This is a genomic window from Actinomycetota bacterium (assembly GCA_018333515.1).
GTDB lineage: Bacteria > Actinomycetota > Aquicultoria > Aquicultorales > Aquicultoraceae > Aquicultor.
This window is the reverse complement of record JAGXSZ010000008.1, coordinates 38,063-53,646: the sequence shown is the minus strand read 5'-3', so window position 1 is coordinate 53,646 and position 15,584 is coordinate 38,063. Positions and strand designations below refer to the sequence as shown.

The window sequence follows — 15,584 nt, the reverse complement described above, 5'->3', positions numbered from 1 at the left end:
CCGAGGCCGTGTACGGTCTGTATAAAGGAAAAGCGCGAGTGCTCTTCGATTTTGTTGCGGATGCGCCTTATGTGCACGTCGATGGTGCGGCTCGACGAGTAAAACTCATGGCCCCACACGCGCGCCGCCAAATCGTGACGTGTGAACAGGACACCGGGCTTTGAGGCGAGCACGTGAAGTAGTTGGAACTCTTTAAGGCGAAGCGAGATCTCGTTGCCGTCGACGGCGACCGAGTGTTTGGCCGGGTCGATTTTGATGTCTCCCAGTTCGATTATGGTCGGCTGGTTATTGAGCTTATGCGCGCGCTTCAGGTTCGCGTTGATGCGCGCAACCAGCTCCTCGACACTGAAAGGCTTTGTGATGTAGTCGTCGGCGCCGAGGCTGAAGCCTTTGAGCTTGCTCTGCCGGTCGTCGAGCGCGGTTATCATGATGACGGGGATATCCTCATTGAAAGAGCGGATGTTCTCGCAGACCTCAAAGCCGTCGATTTCAGGCAAGAGGAGGTCGAGAAGGACAAGGTCCGGTGGGTTTTCTTTTACCTTGGAAAGGCCGTGTATTCCGTTTTCGGCCGCGCTCACGGTAAATCCGGCGCCCCTAAGGCTATATTCTAATGTCTCCCGTATGAGCGGGTCGTCTTCTATTACGAGAATATGGGCCATCTGTACTCACAAATCCTTTCGGTTCTATAGTAAGGTACTCGCCGGTAATTTACAATTATCAAAGCGCCCCACGCAGCCTGTTACTTGTTACTCGAAGCCGAAATTGAATAATTGAGATAAACCTCCGGCAAAATAATTTAACATTTTTAAATATCATTGTATTTATATGTATCAAAATGGTTAAATATGGGTTTCATCTTTGTAAAATATTCTTTAACTCTGTCGGTCGGCGAGAAAATCCTGACCTTGAAAGGGACGCTTTAACAATATAATTACAATTTGTTTGCAAATCTTTAACCAACAGGGCTGCCGACTCCGCTATATTAAAGGTGATAGACCCCACATAAGGCCCTCCTTGGGTCAGCCTTTTGCTCTCGGAGAAAGCAGCCCAACGTCCCAGGCTGCTTTCTCGATTGCGCTATTCGTTGTGCGGACGACGGCGCGTAGCCGGCGCGTAATCGTTGTTTGGCTGTTATGGCATAATGTAAACATGAATCCTAAAGCGGGGTTATTGAAAACATGAACTCGAAACTCAAAGTCCTCTTTCTCTGCACCGGCAATTCCGCGCGCAGCCAGATGGCCGAGGGTTGGGCGCGATACTTAAAAGGCGACGTTCTCGAGGCGTATTCGGCCGGTGTCGAGGCGCATGGGCTTAACCCTTACGCGGTACGGGTTATGGCTGAGTCGGGTGTCGATATCTCGACGCGGCGGTCGAAGCATGTCGATGAGTTCACAGACGCGGCCTTCGATTTCGTTGTTACCGTCTGCGATAGTGCGCGTGAGCGATGCCCGTTATTTTATGGGCGAGCGACCGTTGTCCATGTAAGCTTTGACGATCCGGCCCAGGCGCGGGGGAGCGAAGAGGAGATTACGGGGGCCTTTCGCCGGGTTCGGGACGAGGTCAAAGCATTTATCGAAACATTACCCGGCGCGCTTTATTCCCTCGCGCGGTCGGGAGAGTAGATGACCGCGAGGGTGCGAACCGTCGCGACGGCCAACATGGTGGCGCCCATAGCCAGTATCTTAGCGGGCTCGAAATCGGGTTGCGTGAAACGAATCCAGATCTCTTTGAAGGTAAAGACCAGCGTGGCATCGGCGATGTACGTGATTTTGACCCGCTCCTCCTTAAAGTAATCCAAGAGTACGCGAAAGAGTTCAACGAAGATAAAGATGACCATCACATCGTTGAGCAGGTTATAAAAGACGCCGGAGAGATAACCCTGGCTTAACGTGGCGGGCAAGCGCAAGAAAATCCGGACCGTCCCGGCCACCAGGGCGAGAAGAACCGCGATTATGAGCGCATCGATTATGAGGTTGCTGACCGACCGATAAGATTTAATCAAGACTTTCTTCCGGCAATCGGCCACAAATATCTTTTTAAACACGGCGCTGTCTAAAAACATCCCTCTCCTATGCAAACTGTGGTTATTGGTTGCCATCCCATCACCCCCTCCGTTCCTTTCTGTGTCGTTCGGACGTAACTAAAACGCAATCGAGATGGGCAGGGGTTTATTTATGGGGACCCCTGCCCGCGTGGCGACGTTTCAGCTTCACCCTTACCGTAGCAGGGCGCGCGGGATGATTGGTTAAACCCGCGCAAACAATTTGTAAGGAAGCTGTTAAATACGACAGCGGGAATTAATCTATCGACTACAAGACAAGCGGGTTCTTTACCGCGCAATAATCAGAGAAGGATATTTGGACGGGCTCTATGTCGAGAATGGATGCGGCGTTCTCAGTGCCCGCATAATTTTGGATGCTTCCGTCGGGTCGGGCAAGAGTAGCAAAATAACGCGAACTTGTATATATTGGAATGGTTGATAATATTTTCGTCATCGCGATGAACATCGGCTTTTAGGAGAACCTTGATATGCCAGGCAAGATAAAGGTAGAGTTTAAAAACGTCTCTTTCTATTACGGCGCGTTTAGGGCGATAGAAGATGTGTCGTTTCAGCTGGAGAAGAACAAAGTCACCGCGTTTATCGGGCCCTCCGGCTGCGGAAAATCGACCGTGTTGCGCATTATCAACCGGACGAACGAGATATCTATGAGCACGCATATCGAAGGCAAGGTTCTCATCGACGACATCGATATCTATAACGGTGTCGACCCGGTGCTCCTTCGCAAGCGGGTAGGCATGGTCTTCCAAAAGCCAAACCCCTTTCCGAAAAGCATCTATGAGAATCTGGCGCTCGGACCTAAAATCCATGGCGTCAAAAAGAAAAGCGACCTCGACAGTATCGTCGAGGAGAGCCTGGTAAGAGCGGCATTGTGGGGTGAGGTCAAAAACACGTTACACAAGTCGGCTATGCAGCTCTCGGGCGGGCAGCAGCAGCGCCTCTGTATCGCCAGAGCGCTGACCATCAAGCCCGAGCTTCTCTTAATGGACGAGCCGTGCTCCGCGCTCGACCCGATATCGACGCAGAAAATAGAAGACCTCATAGACGAACTCAAGAAAGATTACACGATAATCATGGTCACGCACAATATGCAGCAAGCGGCTCGCGTATCCGACTATACCGCGTTTTTCCTGGTAGAAGAGACAGGCGCACCCGGCAGGTTGGTCGAGTTTGACGACACCACGACCATATTTACCAGGCCGTCTAATAAGAAGACCGAGGACTACATCACCGGTCGTTTCGGATAGCGCCCGCGAGGATCGCCTTTCGCAGTCAAGTCCGCGTTTGCGGGAGGCTGTTTCGAACGTATCGCCGGCCATTGTGTGACGATAGCGAATCGCTTTTCTCAAGTCTCGGATGTCTAAATATTATGACGCGGTGCGGCCGAACAAGGGATTGAGTGCCCGCTGACAGCTGCAGCAGAAGTCCTCATTATAGTCCCGGTATTGAGAGAGTTTGCAGCCGCAGCGCCGACAGAACGCTAAATTTTCGATGCGTTTTGGGCCCGCGAGTACTTCGTCGAGTGTCTTTCCGTTAAAGTTTCCGAACGACAAGCCGCGGACTAGCTGACCTTTCATGATGACTCCTTTCTGCAACAAGTCTTCGTCAATGTTAGGTATCGCCGTTCTGCTGAGAATTTTCCCAAAAATATTTTGTTTAAACTATCAAAGCAATAGTTTTTCTATTAATTTTGAAATCGGTTGATTGTGTACTGGCGGTACGCCTTCTTTATCCCGCCCTTTTAAAATGTTTACTCATGACGACCGTCACGCTGTCTTGCTGCTCGTCGATGGTGACTTGGTCCATGAGGGCCAACATGAGCAGAATCCCTCTACCCCTAAAGCCATCCTCTTCGGGCAGCGGGATATTTTTGACGAACGCTCCATTGCTGCGAACGCAGACGGTAAGAACGTCTTTGACGAGGTCGAAATCTACCTCCACATCGCCGCCCCGGCCGTGCTCTATCGCATTTGTCGCCGCCTCGCCGATTGAAACCAAGATGTCGTAGCTGTCCGCGTCGACGATATTGTTGGTACTCGCGATATCTTTAAAGTAGTCCCTAATTCGAGCAAGGTTCTCAGGCTTGCTCTCGACTACATAGAAATAATTCTTTTGAACCAAAAAACCACACGACCTTTCATTGCGTCGATAATTGCGGGCGAATAAGATTATAATCTTGCCGGATTGAGAAATCCATAACATGCCTGTTTTTTTATAGATACCCGCAATAGCCGTGAGACTATCAACGATAATCGCGAGATAATCCGGAGACCGTCTAGAGGGGTGAGCGGTTACTCGGTACCGCAGGTAGTGTTAGCTGCCGGCGTCGAAATATGTTATCGTAAGACAAATAGAGTTAGGAGCTGTTTTTGAAGGCTTACAGGAAACAAATCGGTCTGCTCTGCTTCATTCTTGCGGGCTTGGCATGGCCTATCGGGTTCGCCCTGGGATATAAATTGCCTCAAGTGCTACCCGTCCATCTGTTCTTTATTTTCAGCGGCATTTGGCTCAGAGGCAGCCACCTCGTGGAAGTGTTAAAGCAGAAGAAAAAAGCCAGACCCTAGGCCGTGTAGCTATGTCTCGGCAGGGTGGACTTTTATTTTTCGGCATGTTATATTTTTTTAGGCTCTGCGTTCGGCTATGGTCGAGCCTGGATTGTCGCGAAAGCTGTGACGAGAGCACAGCTTTATTTTATTAATATTGGGGCGTGGCCAAGTGGTAAGGCACCGGTTTTTGGTACCGGTTATCGTAGGTTCGAATCCTTCCGCCCCAGCGATTGTTTGCCTCACTATCCTAGTGGGGCTTTTTTTTGCACTAAAGCGCAAGATAAAGCACCCAAAATCAGTTTGATACTCGAAGATAGATTAAACAGTTCATATCTTTAGTCCTTTTGCTCCATAAGATATGTTAGATATTTTGGCTTCTGAATTGGGATGGTTTTGTAAACTTTAAGTTTTAGCAGGTGATTATCACCCGAAATAATAAGATGAGCTTTTCCGGCAACTGCGCATTCTAGCACTCTGTTATCCGGCTCATCCTTGATGACTTTAATCTTTGCTTTCGGATTGTAAAGCTCAGCAAGTCTGCTGGTCTGTCGCACAAATTGCTGAATTCGGTGCTCCGGCCAGAAAAACTTCTCCCGAAGCTTACCGGCGGTCTCATTGATGATATCATCAGAGACAACGAGAATCACCCGGTGCTTTAAGGCAAGCTCTAATACTTGTCTTGGTGGGCCATCAAAAAGAAGCGCTGATATATAGACATTAGAATCAAAAACCACTCTTAGCATTACGCAGTCCCGCTAAGAATCTTGAACAGCTCATCCTCGTTTTTAATACCAAAGCGCTTTGCCGTCTTTTCACCGAATGCGAAAAGATCTTGCCATTCTTCTTCGGCTTGACGCTCCTCATAAACATGAACCATTTCACGCAAAAGCTCGCTTTTAGAGCGACGCTCTTTCTTTGCCATGTCTGCTATTTTGTCCGCCGTCTCCGGTGGAAGGGAGAAGGATAAGACTTTTGTTGTTCTTCCCAACATAATCACCTCCATCTGTTAATACTTAGTAATACTATTATTTTACCTCATAATCGGCTTAAATCAACTGCATTTTTACACAATATAGGCAACCGCTTCGCGTGCGAAGCAATAAATGACGCCTGGATAACAAGAAGGAGCCTTCCATATACTGTAATAATTACAGTTTTAGGAGGGCAAAATGCCAAAGAAAAGGTTATCCATGCGAAAATTTAAAGAAGTGTTAAGACTAAAGGCTATTGGGTTATCTAACCGCCAGATAGCCCAAAGCACGAAAGTATCACATTCGACGGGCAGCAAACTTACGACCCCCTCGATCATGGTTTTGACAAGCCGTTTTTCAACTTCTGAAAATTTTGACCCTGGAAGGATTCGAACAATTTTATCATTTTGATGGATAGTTTTCACAAAAGTAAAACTTTCGCACTCCGGTATTCCGCTCGCTACGACATGGCTATATAATTTCAGTAGGATTTTTGTAACAGGTGACCGAGGCTCTTCCGCATTATCATTGATAACCACAAATTAAGAGATTTAAGATTATGGACTGTAATTTCACGCATAATTGTCGAAAAGATATTGATATAAGAAGATTAATAATGCATATTAATACATATGATATTGAGTATTATGGGAGGAAAAAAGATGAGGACTACTCTTAATATAAACGACGAACTACTTGAAAAAGCAAGAAAGATAACCGGTATCAAGGAAAAAACTTCATTGGTTCACCTAGGGCTTGAAGCTCTTATAGCAAGAGAAAGCGGCAAGAGGCTTGCAAAAATGGGAGGAACCGAAAAGAACCTGAAGCCGATATCGAGAAGACGGGCGGAAGGCGCATAAATGGTTCTTGTCGATACGTCGGTATGGGTTGCGCATCTTCGATACGGAAACTCAGGTTTAGAAACGCTGCTAGACGATGACCGTGTTCTTTGTCATCCATTTATTATAGGCGAGCTAGCATGCGGAAATCTTAAAAACAGATCGGAGATTATATCACTAATTCAAACACTTCCATGCGCCGTACAGGCTGATCACGAAGAGGTTATGCAATTTATCGACGCTCATAGTTTAATGGGAAAAGGTTTGGGATATGTCGACATGAACCTGCTTGCGTCGGCTGCCTTGACCGGAGTGCCGCTATGGACGTTAGACAAGAAACTAAGTACAGAATCTTCACGACTCGATCTGGTTTTTTTATGAAAGACGATGAGGAATTACAGCATCAACTAGATGAATCCTTGAACCAATGTGCAAGGCTTAGAGATGAGAACAAGAGGCTAAAAGCGCTTAAAGATATGCCGCGATCGACATCCAAGCATTCAAAGGAATATGACCCCTCGAAGAACCTGAAGGGTCATGTAGGTGTGTGTTCTTAGGTTTTTCGCCTTATTGCCTTGGCACTTCTCGTACAATACCGTCTATTATCGCATAATCGCTGTTGGACGGACATGCGGGGATGCCTTCGACAAATGGACCCTTACCGTCCTTTTCTTTCAGCAGCTCTTCCACAGTCGCCGGATATGTGCCGAACTCTGCTTTGTATCGGTCGACTCCACCCTGGAGATAGGTCTTATTTTCGTTTCAAGTACCGCCGGAAGGCATTTCGCCGATTTTGGCCGTGGTGCCGTTGCATCCGATAGCGAGTATGGTCAGTATCGCTACTAATGCCAAGATGATCGCTTTCATGAATTTCTCCTATGGGTAATTACCACAATATGGCTCCAGACTAAAATAGCATGGCCTACAATTAATTACTACCAATTACTAATGGAGGGGACGTTGCTACGGAAGTTACGGATGCCTTTTGATCTGAAGAAAATTCCGCTACTACTAATTTTTAGCATGAGTAACCGTAGCTACAGGTAGCTACGTCCCTGTAGCTACCTGTAGCTACGGTTAGCTGGGGACGGAGGTAAAGACCCTATATACCCTAAGGACCAAGCAGGCCATGGGAGACTTAATGTTAATCCCCGTCCTCTTTTTATAGAAAGGTTCATTATTGGATTATCCGCGCACCGTTACTCAATAATAAGGTTATGCTTTTGCATGATTCGCTTACCTTCATTGCTGAGTGTGAATTTGATGAACTCGTTCGTCGCTTTGCTCGCCGGACTCTTCGTCACGAAGTTGAGGTTTCTAACATACGGGTACTTTCCGGCCCTTGCGTTGCCGTAGGTCGGCGCTACGCCATCGATAAATACGGGCCTCACCCTTTTGTTGTCAAATGCGAGCGACGCGTATCCGACTGCTGTGTCGGTGGCGGCTACCGAACGGCGAACCCCAAGGTTAGTACCGAATGCTCTCACAGCGCTTGACAATGTTTGACCGCCCATGAAGGTCTTCATGAAGTAATCGTAGGTGCCCGCGGTCGAATTGAATCCCATCGGTAGAATCGGCGCGTTTTTGCCTCCGAATGTCTGCCAGTTTGTTATCGTTCCGTTGTAGACCTTCGTGACCTGGTCTTTCGTAAACGAATTGACTGGATTATTCGAGTTTACATATATTGCGACAACATCTTGGCCGAGCTTTGTAGCCGCTAGGCCGGCCGCTGTTTCTTCAGGCCTGATATCACGCGATATCATGCCGATATCGACCTTACCGGCGGAGACTTCCTGGATGCCTACGTTGGAACCATTGGCTTTAATCTGAATTCTAACGCGCTTGTGCTTATCCACAAACGACCTCGCCAAATCATCGGCGATAGGCTTGACCGTCGATGAGCCGCTAATTAAAATCTTTCCTTCCAGAGCGTCCTTGGGCGGCTTCGGCTTATCATCCTTAATAATTGTCCTTGTTATGGTGATAACGGTTTTGTCGCCTACTTTCTCGGTCGTGCGAACGATCTTTATTATCTTCGTCCGGCTGCCTTGCCTGACGGTTTTGGTCTCAACCTTGATGATTTTTCCCGCGACCTTTATGACTTTTTTCGGTTTCTTGTCCTTGTGCGCTAACGCGATGTTTGGAGCCACAGTCGCTAAGGTTACGGCTACTAGCAGGGTTGTGATAAGCAGAAGAACGATTGCCTTGTTGCGTCTTGCTAATTGCATTAGGAAACACCTCCTGTTTTGTCGCACTCATTACCCGGCGCTTACGGCGCCCGATTCGCCCTATTGCTTGAGACGTGGTTCTGAGCAATGAGTGCTTGTCCGAGCACCACTGTTTGGTTGGAGAACTCTCGTACATTTAAAGCCGCACCCGCAATAGAGTTCCGTTGAACCAGGGATAGTGTATCAGTCGTTTCCGAAACATTGGTTAAAGAAATGTTATTTTGATGTTAAAAGTAAGGGGAGCACGGGAGTAGCGCAGTCTCCAAGGATTTCCGGCCGCCTCCCTCGTACATATATGCCTCCTTAAACGCGCCGACTTTGCAGGCCGGCTAAGTAAAAAACCACGCGAAGCAGCAACTAATGCGATTATTCGCTGATCCGCGATCAACAGGCTTTGTATTGTTAAAGGCCTTGTGTTGACAACCAGCTGACTAGGCGGACGTTTCCGCTAACTTATCCTCATATATGACCAGTCCGAGGGGTGGCTCGCCACTCGCAAGGCCGGTCACGACCATGGTGTAATACATCTCGTTTTCTAAATCTGTCTCGGCGGGCCCAAAAATCGTGCTCCCGTCGGTGAGGTTGACCGTTATCATGCGCGTACCCGGCTTTGCCCCCATATATTCAGTCGTATGAATATAGCCGAGATCGCTTATGGCCTCAACATCGTCGATGAGCACATTAATGTTCGGCGCGCCCGGGCTTGAATGAATTACACGGACGAAAGCATTCTCCGCCTTTGGCTCGTCGACTTTCTTTTCCTCTTCTCTCGGGCCCACCTCTAACTCTTCTACCTCGATCTCCTCTGCGCCTAGCTTCTCCTCCGCTTTTTTCTGGGCCTCTTGTTTCTCCTCTTTAGCTTTTTTGGCTTCTTGTTCCTCCGCGGGCTTGTTTGCGGCAGCCCTTTTCTTTGCCATCTAAAACTCCTCCTCGTGGCCGGCCAGGTACCTGTTTTATCATGTAAAGCGTAATGAGATACCTCGTTCGGTTGATTTGCATATTTAGGCACCAGGCAAATCAGAACTGTACGATGCCGGCCTAATATCGTAAAGGTGCTATATATTCGACCGGCTCCGAACGGCGTGGCTCCTGGTGGACATTGGGCCCCATACTAAACAATTATCCTTAACGCATTAAATTAAACCTAATTCAAGCCGCAAACGCATATGTAACAAAAATGTAACAATTTTTTAACAATAATCGTATTTGAACATCCCCTTAAGGGGTATCATAACCACAAGAGCCGAGAGAAGATTGGGGGTGACGAGAGATGGCCGACATCGGAGATATTCTTAAAGGGAATACAGTGACGGGCGCGGCGATAGGTCTGGGAGTGGTGATTTTGGCACCGGTTGTGGTACCGATTGTCGCAAGCGTTGTAAAGCCGGTCGCCAAGGCGGCTATCAAGGGCGGCATCGTTCTGTATGATATGGGCAGAGGGGTCGTTGCGGAAACCGTGGAGACCGCGGAGGACCTGGTAGCCGAGGCGAGAGCGGAACTTGGCGAGGGTGGCGAAAGCGCCGCTGTTATCACTAAGGGTCAGGTCAAGGCAAGCCCGCAACCCTCTTAAAATCCACACAACGTACAAAGTGCACACATCTAAGCGTGAACACCCTTAAAGAGGGTGTTACGTTTTAGCGTGCGATTTGCGCGAGCGGACTCTCACCGGAATCATCCTTCTAATTCATCTCCAGCGATATGGTTAAATAGCTTATCTCCGCTGTTCAGGTTGGGGCAATCCCCTGGTTAACAAAACTTTTACAATACATTAAGAAAACTTTAACCCTTATTGAGCCGATATGTCGTAGGATTGGCGTAAGGAGTCAAGCGCTGTGCTATCGACTGTGCTATCGAGCGCGGGCTGTGTCGCAGATGTCGCAGATGTGGCAGGTAAAGCTCTTGGTCCAGGAGTGAAAGGCTGTGTTCTGTTGATGAGCGGATTCTTACGTAGGCGGATAGTGTGGGAGGATAGTAGATGAGTTATTACATACATAACGTGTCGGGACGGCTACGGATAAAGACACCCTCGCTGAAGGGAAGCCAAAGAGCCGCCGCCGAGGTTAAGGAGTTGCTAAGGTCGGTACCGGGGGTAAGCTCGACTACTATCAACATGGTAACGGGAAGCATAGTCGTCAACTACGACCCGGGAGTCACAACGCCGAAGGAGATAGTCCATATTCTACAGCGCGCCGGCCACTTCGACCTCTCGAAGGCCGTCACAAACGACCAGTACATCTGTACAATGGCCTCGAAGGCGGGGACGTTTATCGGCAAGCAGGTCGCCGGGGCTTTCGTAGATAGGGCGGTAGGAAACTCGGCGTCGGTACTGCTGGCGATGTTGAAATAGGGGACACCCCGTTACTTCCTTTGCCACAGGGCGCTTGCTAAGTTGTTAAGTTGTTAAGCTTACGCTTTCATAAGCGCCTCTGCCTTATCGGTACGTTCCCACGGGATGTCCATGTCCACTCTCCCCATCTGGCCGTATGCCGCCAGCTTTTTGTAGAACCCACCTTTGGTAGTTGCGGGCAGGTGTCGCAAGTTGAACGCTCTCACGATACCGGCGAGGCGGAAATCGAAATGCTCCTCGATGAGTTCCGCGATCTTCTCATCGGCGATTTTAGCCGTACCAAAGGTCTCGACTTGAATACTGACGGGGCGCACAAGGCAGATCGAATAACTGAGCTGAACCTCACACTCTTCGGCGAGGCCCGCCGCAACGACGTTTTTCGCGGCGTACCGCGCTACATAGGCGCCCACCCGATCGATTCTCATAGGGTCTTTGCCGCTCAAAGCCGCCCCGCTGTGCCGTGAGTACTCACCGTATGTATCGATAGCGTTCTTTCTCCCGGTAAGCCCGGCGTGAACGGAGGGGCCGCCATTTACGTAAGGTCCTTCAGGGTTTATGAAGATGCGCGTTCTCTTATCGGGCGCGATCTGCTCGCCCTCGAAGACCGGGCTTATTACCGTTTCGATAATGTCGCGCGAGAGCGTCTCCGAATCGGGCCCACCCTTTGATGGCGATTTATTCTGGCTTACCACGAGGGTGATGCTGTGGATCCTTCGCGGTGTTCGCCCTTTAAACTCCACACCCACCTGGCTCTTGCCGTCAGGGGCGAGGTAGGGCAGGACCCCCTCGTGCCTTACCTTGGAAAGCCTCCTTACAAGCCGGTGCGCGAGCCATATGGGCATGGGGAGCAGGGCGGGGGTTTGGGTGCACGCATAACCGAATACCGTGACCTGGTTTTTCGCTACGATGCGATTGATATCTTGTTCGGTGAGTTCCCACTCGTTGAAGGTATATCGTTCGCGCTCAGGAAGCTCTCTTAAGCTGGTAATGATGCTTGCGGTGTTGCCGTTAAAGTCGGGGCGGTCATAGCCAATCTGGTTGATGACTTTGCGCGCGACATTCGGGAAGTCTACGCTTGCTTCCGACAAAAACCGTGCGGCGATAAACACGATTGCCGTAGAGACGGCGCACTCCGCGATAATCCTCGAGTGAGGGTCTTGCTTGAGGAAGTGGTCCACGATAGCATCGCTGATGGTGTCGCAGAGCTTATCGGGATGACCTTCGGTTACCGACTCAGAGGTAAACATAAACTCCGTTTTCACGTGTTGCTCCTCCACCTATCTTGTTCTTTTTCATATCTTTTACGCCGGACTCAAGACCCGGCCCTGTAACCGCGAAGGGGTTTTCTTTACTACCGGAACCATCCCCGCGCGTCCTTTATCGCCCAACCTTTTTGTGCCCTCGTTTACGGCGAGCGGCAACAACGCACTGCTTAGGACGACGGCCCCATCGACCGCTGACATACGCGTTATTCCAAGCAGGCTTCTTAATCCCGGAGTTAAAAGTGTGAGCGCCTGTAGGACGAGCGACCCGGCTAGGGCGCCGTTAAGGTATCTGTTTGGCTGCAAGGGGCTCACGCCGTCAGCCTCGAACCTATCAAAGATACTATGCGTCTCCGAGCGAGAACTTATTGCGTGAAGAAGCTGTCCCGTGGTGAGGCTCATAAATGCAAGCGTGCTCGCTAGTCCGCCTATGCCGTAGCGAGCGATACCGTATCCATACGCCCCAAGCGCGCCGATCGAAAGAACGGCCGACTCGAAGAAGATACGTCGCATATCCGACCTTTTAAGAAGCGGTTCATTCGGGTCTCGCGGCGGCTTGTCTAAGACATCGGGCTCCGGTGACTCGAGGGCAAGGGCGATACCGGGCGCCACATCCGACATGAGGTTTATCCATAGCAACTGCATTGCGCTGAGTGGTTGGCCGAGCCGCGCCACCAGGGCAAGGAAAGTGACAAAGATCTCACTCAGGTTCGTCGCCAAGAGAAAACGGATAGATTTTCTTATGTTGCTATAGATCGTCCTTCCCTGGCTAACGGCGATGATCATCGTCTCGAGCCGGTCGTCTTCGAGCACCACGTCGGCGACTTCACGCGCCACGTCGGTACCGGTATGGCCCATTGCGATACCGATATCGGCCGCTTTGAGCGCCGGCGCATCGTTGATCCCGTCACCGGTCATGGCCACGACTTTTCCCGCACCCTGCATGGCCTGGACGATCTGCAGCTTGTGCGCGGGGCTTACCCGCGCGAATACGCGCACCTTGTCGGCGAGCGCGGACAACACTGCGGGGTCGATCTCGTCGATGCGCGTCGAATCGAGTATCTCGATTTGCTCGCCCCCATTGAGGCGCAACTTCTTGGCGACCGCATAGGCCGTGAGACTCTGATCGCCGGTAATCATCACGGTATCGATTCCGGCTCTGTGAAACATGCCTATCGCTTCTTTGACGCCTTCTCTTATGGGGTCAGCCATGCCGACAAGGCCAAGCCAGACGAGGTCGCGAGCGATATCACCGACATCTTCACCGTATGAGAACTCGCCGTTATATGTGGCATACGCCATGCCAAGAACGCGCAACGCCGCGCCGGACATACGCTCGTTCTCTACTGTTATGACAAGGCGCTCCTCATCTGAGAGGGCCAGCTTTACGCCGTCTTTCATATACCACGCACAACGCGACAGCACCTCGGTCGGGCTTCCTTTTACCGCAACGGTCGTTTGTCGCGCGCCCCTGGCCTTATGAACAGTGACCATGAAGTTGCGGGTCTCGGACCGGTAGATGATCTTTTTAGCCGGCAAGCGCTTTCGAAGGCGTACGACATCGACGTTCACGTTCATCGCAAGGTAGACAAGGGAGTTTTCTGTCGGAGTGCCACTGACCACCGTGTCGCCGCCTTCCTTGCTCACCCGGCTTTCGTTGCAGAGCGCCGAGACCTGAACGAGGTGGAGAAGCTCTCTCTGCCCACGCACGCATATCGACTCACCGTTGCTGCTAAGAGCGCCGTTGGATACCCGCATGCGGCGCATACCCGCGAAGACGGAGACGACGGACATCTTATTCTCGGTAAGCGTTCCCGTCTTGTCGAGGCAGATCGTCTGTACCGAGCCAAGGGTCTCCACCACATCAAGACGTCGAATAATGGCTTTGTGGCTCCTCATGTTGCGAACACCGAGGGCCAGTGTCGTGACGGCGACGGTGGGGAGACCCTCGGGGACCGCCGCGACCGCCAGTGATATCGACGTTTTAAGCATTTGAAGGGCACCGTAAGTTTGAATTCCGAGCACAAACACGCCGGCACAGATAGCGCCGCTTAGTAGCGCGAGCTGTGTCCCTATCGTGCTCAACTGGCGTTCGATGGGGGTCTCGGGCGCTTTTACCTCTTGGGCGAGAGCCTGTATCTTACCTATCTCCGTATGCCCACCGGTTGCGACAGCAACAGCAAGTCCTTGGCCTCCCGTGATAAGGGTGCCCATATAGACCATGTTCGACCTGTCGGCAAGGGGAATGCCGGAACCGACGTTGTTTCCCGTGTTCGACAGCGCATGGCGATTTGCCGGCACGGCCTTTTGTCTAATTGGCACGACGGTAGTTATTTTTGCGGCCGGCATGCTCTCTCCGGTGAGGGCCGACTCGTCCGCGCTGAGGTGCTCCGCGTTTATCAGCCGGGCATCCGCCGCGACGTAGCTTCCCGGCTTGAGGACCAGGATGTCGCCGGGAATGACTTCTTCCGCGTGCAGCTCTGTTTGCTTGGCATCTCTAATGACAAGCGCGGAGGGGTTGGCGAGTCGTTTTAACGAATAGATAGTCCTTTCGGCCTGCGACTCCGTTACGTAGCCGATTAATGCATTGAGGGCTACGACGCCGAGAATCACGAGCGCGTCGGCCATCCCTCCGGTTAAGACGGAAACGCCGGCGGCGACACCCAAGAGGGCGACGGGGAACGACTTGAACTGATCGAGGAATATGCCAAGTCTTGGGCGGGGAAGCGATTCGGGTAAGACGTTAGGGCCGTGCTTGTGAAAGAGCTTGCGCGCTTCGTCACTGGTCAGGCCCGTTCGCTTATCGGCGCCGAACAGTTGTAGCACGTCCGCTTTTTTCATAAGGTGCCATGGCTCGTCTCTTTGCTCTTCGGCACCGAGAAGAAGTTTCAGAAGCTTATCCTTACGAGAGGGGCTCTCGCCGGTCCTGGTGCGCGGTTGGGTTCGTGCCGCGCGGGCTTGAAGCTTCCTGAAATCTGATACTATTGTTTTAATATATGAGGCGATTTGCCGGTGGCTGTGTTCCGGGTTGTACAGCACAAGCACTTTACCGGTCAATTCGCTTGCGGACACCCGGCTTATTCCGTTGTTGTCTTTCAACCGAAACTCGATATACCGCTTAAGGGGTTCGGAGTGGTACAGCCCTTCGATTTTACACCGAACCCTCCCTCTCACGGCCGAGTGGATTATGTTTACCACACCGTCTCGCTCGCTCCTTTGTGGTCTTAATATGCTTTATATCTTACTGATTGCTTTGTATCGCGCAGCGGCGCTTACGGGCATTACGGGCACGTTCGAGCCGGATGAAGACCGAGCGTTGCTTAAAGCGGGGC

Annotated in this window: 15 protein-coding genes and 1 tRNA gene; 6 read left to right on the top strand and 10 right to left on the bottom strand. The window is 50.9% G+C overall.

What is annotated here, in order from left to right; all coding sequences use genetic code 11:
• The coding region (locus tag KGZ93_02615) for a response regulator transcription factor (GenBank protein MBS3908517.1) at positions 1 to 659 on the bottom strand (659 nt) is incomplete at its 3' end.
• A 519-nt stretch (positions 660 to 1,178) separates the two neighbouring features.
• On the opposite strand from KGZ93_02615, the gene KGZ93_02610 reads away from it, so the two are divergent.
• The gene (locus KGZ93_02610) at positions 1,179 to 1,622 is read left to right on the top strand and encodes an arsenate reductase ArsC (protein MBS3908516.1); all 444 of its coding nucleotides are present in this window, start codon (positions 1,179 to 1,181) and stop codon (positions 1,620 to 1,622) included.
• Here KGZ93_02610 and KGZ93_02605 read toward each other — a convergent pair.
• Complete coding sequence (locus KGZ93_02605) at positions 1,595 to 2,062, bottom strand: phosphate-starvation-inducible PsiE family protein (GenBank protein MBS3908515.1); 468 nt, start codon at positions 2,060 to 2,062, stop codon at positions 1,595 to 1,597. The genes KGZ93_02610 and KGZ93_02605 overlap by 28 nt on opposite strands.
• Before the next feature lie 467 nt (positions 2,063 to 2,529).
• Here KGZ93_02605 and pstB point away from each other — a divergent pair, with 467 nt between their 5' ends.
• Positions 2,530 to 3,306, top strand: coding sequence for a phosphate ABC transporter ATP-binding protein (gene pstB, locus KGZ93_02600; protein MBS3908514.1), 777 nt, complete (start codon positions 2,530 to 2,532; stop codon positions 3,304 to 3,306).
• A gap of 120 nt (positions 3,307 to 3,426) precedes the next feature.
• On the opposite strand, the gene KGZ93_02595 is transcribed toward pstB, so the two are convergent.
• Both KGZ93_02595 and KGZ93_02590 read right to left on the bottom strand, forming a co-directional pair.
• The gene (locus tag KGZ93_02595) at positions 3,427 to 3,636 is read right to left on the bottom strand and encodes a hypothetical protein (GenBank protein MBS3908513.1); all 210 of its coding nucleotides are present in this window, start codon (positions 3,634 to 3,636) and stop codon (positions 3,427 to 3,429) included.
• Between the two features lie 151 nt (positions 3,637 to 3,787).
• Positions 3,788 to 4,180 (bottom strand): ATP-binding protein, encoded by a 393-nt coding sequence (locus KGZ93_02590; GenBank protein ID MBS3908512.1) that lies wholly within the window; start codon positions 4,178 to 4,180, stop codon positions 3,788 to 3,790.
• A gap of 580 nt (positions 4,181 to 4,760) precedes the next feature.
• Here KGZ93_02590 and KGZ93_02585 point away from each other — a divergent pair.
• Positions 4,761 to 4,832, top strand: a tRNA-Gln gene (locus tag KGZ93_02585).
• 108 nt (positions 4,833 to 4,940) lie between these two features.
• Here KGZ93_02585 and KGZ93_02580 read toward each other — a convergent pair.
• Both KGZ93_02580 and KGZ93_02575 read right to left on the bottom strand, forming a co-directional pair.
• Positions 4,941 to 5,348 carry a putative toxin-antitoxin system toxin component, PIN family gene (locus tag KGZ93_02580; protein ID MBS3908511.1) on the bottom strand — a complete coding sequence of 136 codons (408 nt, stop codon included), beginning with the start codon at positions 5,346 to 5,348 and terminating at the stop codon, positions 4,941 to 4,943.
• The gene (locus KGZ93_02575; GenBank protein MBS3908510.1) at positions 5,348 to 5,596 is read right to left on the bottom strand and encodes a ribbon-helix-helix protein, CopG family; all 249 of its coding nucleotides are present in this window, start codon (positions 5,594 to 5,596) and stop codon (positions 5,348 to 5,350) included. The genes KGZ93_02580 and KGZ93_02575 overlap by 1 nt, the downstream gene beginning before the upstream one ends.
• Before the next feature lie 642 nt (positions 5,597 to 6,238).
• Between KGZ93_02575 and KGZ93_02570 the strand changes: the two genes are divergently transcribed.
• Positions 6,239 to 6,436 carry a type II toxin-antitoxin system VapB family antitoxin gene (locus KGZ93_02570; GenBank protein ID MBS3908509.1) on the top strand — a complete coding sequence of 66 codons (198 nt, stop codon included), beginning with the start codon at positions 6,239 to 6,241 and terminating at the stop codon, positions 6,434 to 6,436.
• 1,178 nt (positions 6,437 to 7,614) lie between these two features.
• Here KGZ93_02570 and KGZ93_02565 read toward each other — a convergent pair.
• Both KGZ93_02565 and KGZ93_02560 read right to left on the bottom strand, forming a co-directional pair.
• Complete coding sequence (locus tag KGZ93_02565) at positions 7,615 to 8,643, bottom strand: phosphate ABC transporter substrate-binding protein (GenBank protein MBS3908508.1); 1,029 nt, start codon at positions 8,641 to 8,643, stop codon at positions 7,615 to 7,617.
• A 431-nt stretch (positions 8,644 to 9,074) separates the two neighbouring features.
• The gene (locus tag KGZ93_02560; GenBank protein ID MBS3908507.1) at positions 9,075 to 9,560 is read right to left on the bottom strand and encodes a DUF4397 domain-containing protein; all 486 of its coding nucleotides are present in this window, start codon (positions 9,558 to 9,560) and stop codon (positions 9,075 to 9,077) included.
• Between the two features lie 353 nt (positions 9,561 to 9,913).
• On the opposite strand from KGZ93_02560, the gene KGZ93_02555 reads away from it, so the two are divergent.
• Positions 9,914 to 10,213: a DUF5132 domain-containing protein gene (locus KGZ93_02555; GenBank protein MBS3908506.1), complete on the top strand. Its 300-nt coding sequence runs from the start codon at positions 9,914 to 9,916 to the stop codon at positions 10,211 to 10,213.
• 405 nt (positions 10,214 to 10,618) lie between these two features.
• Positions 10,619 to 10,990 carry a heavy-metal-associated domain-containing protein gene (locus KGZ93_02550; GenBank protein ID MBS3908505.1) on the top strand — a complete coding sequence of 124 codons (372 nt, stop codon included), beginning with the start codon at positions 10,619 to 10,621 and terminating at the stop codon, positions 10,988 to 10,990.
• Positions 10,991 to 11,049: 59 nt separating this feature from the next.
• Here KGZ93_02550 and metK read toward each other — a convergent pair whose 3' ends face one another.
• Together metK and KGZ93_02540 are read right to left on the bottom strand one after the other, a co-directional pair.
• Positions 11,050 to 12,252: a methionine adenosyltransferase gene (gene metK, locus KGZ93_02545; GenBank protein ID MBS3908504.1), complete on the bottom strand. Its 1,203-nt coding sequence runs from the start codon at positions 12,250 to 12,252 to the stop codon at positions 11,050 to 11,052.
• 39 nt (positions 12,253 to 12,291) lie between these two features.
• Positions 12,292 to 15,450: a cation-transporting P-type ATPase gene (locus KGZ93_02540; GenBank protein ID MBS3908503.1), complete on the bottom strand. Its 3,159-nt coding sequence runs from the start codon at positions 15,448 to 15,450 to the stop codon at positions 12,292 to 12,294.
• Between the last annotated feature and the right edge of the window lie 134 nt (positions 15,451 to 15,584).

What these genes read in the sequence shown, in the direction of transcription:
- KGZ93_02610 (MBS3908516.1), top strand. Translation starts at nt 1,179, where the DNA reads ATGAACTCGAAACTCAAAGTCCTCTTTCTCTGCACCGGCAATTCCGCG.
- KGZ93_02605 (MBS3908515.1), bottom strand. Translation starts at nt 2,062, where the DNA reads ATGTTTTTAGACAGCGCCGTGTTTAAAAAGATATTTGTGGCCGATTGC.
- pstB (MBS3908514.1), top strand. Translation starts at nt 2,530, where the DNA reads ATGCCAGGCAAGATAAAGGTAGAGTTTAAAAACGTCTCTTTCTATTAC.
- KGZ93_02595 (MBS3908513.1), bottom strand. Translation starts at nt 3,636, where the DNA reads ATGAAAGGTCAGCTAGTCCGCGGCTTGTCGTTCGGAAACTTTAACGGA.
- KGZ93_02580 (MBS3908511.1), bottom strand. Translation starts at nt 5,348, where the DNA reads ATGCTAAGAGTGGTTTTTGATTCTAATGTCTATATATCAGCGCTTCTT.
- KGZ93_02575 (MBS3908510.1), bottom strand. Translation starts at nt 5,596, where the DNA reads ATGTTGGGAAGAACAACAAAAGTCTTATCCTTCTCCCTTCCACCGGAG.
- KGZ93_02570 (MBS3908509.1), top strand. Translation starts at nt 6,239, where the DNA reads ATGAGGACTACTCTTAATATAAACGACGAACTACTTGAAAAAGCAAGA.
- KGZ93_02565 (MBS3908508.1), bottom strand. Translation starts at nt 8,643, where the DNA reads ATGCAATTAGCAAGACGCAACAAGGCAATCGTTCTTCTGCTTATCACA.
- KGZ93_02560 (MBS3908507.1), bottom strand. Translation starts at nt 9,560, where the DNA reads ATGGCAAAGAAAAGGGCTGCCGCAAACAAGCCCGCGGAGGAACAAGAA.
- KGZ93_02555 (MBS3908506.1), top strand. Translation starts at nt 9,914, where the DNA reads ATGGCCGACATCGGAGATATTCTTAAAGGGAATACAGTGACGGGCGCG.
- KGZ93_02550 (MBS3908505.1), top strand. Translation starts at nt 10,619, where the DNA reads ATGAGTTATTACATACATAACGTGTCGGGACGGCTACGGATAAAGACA.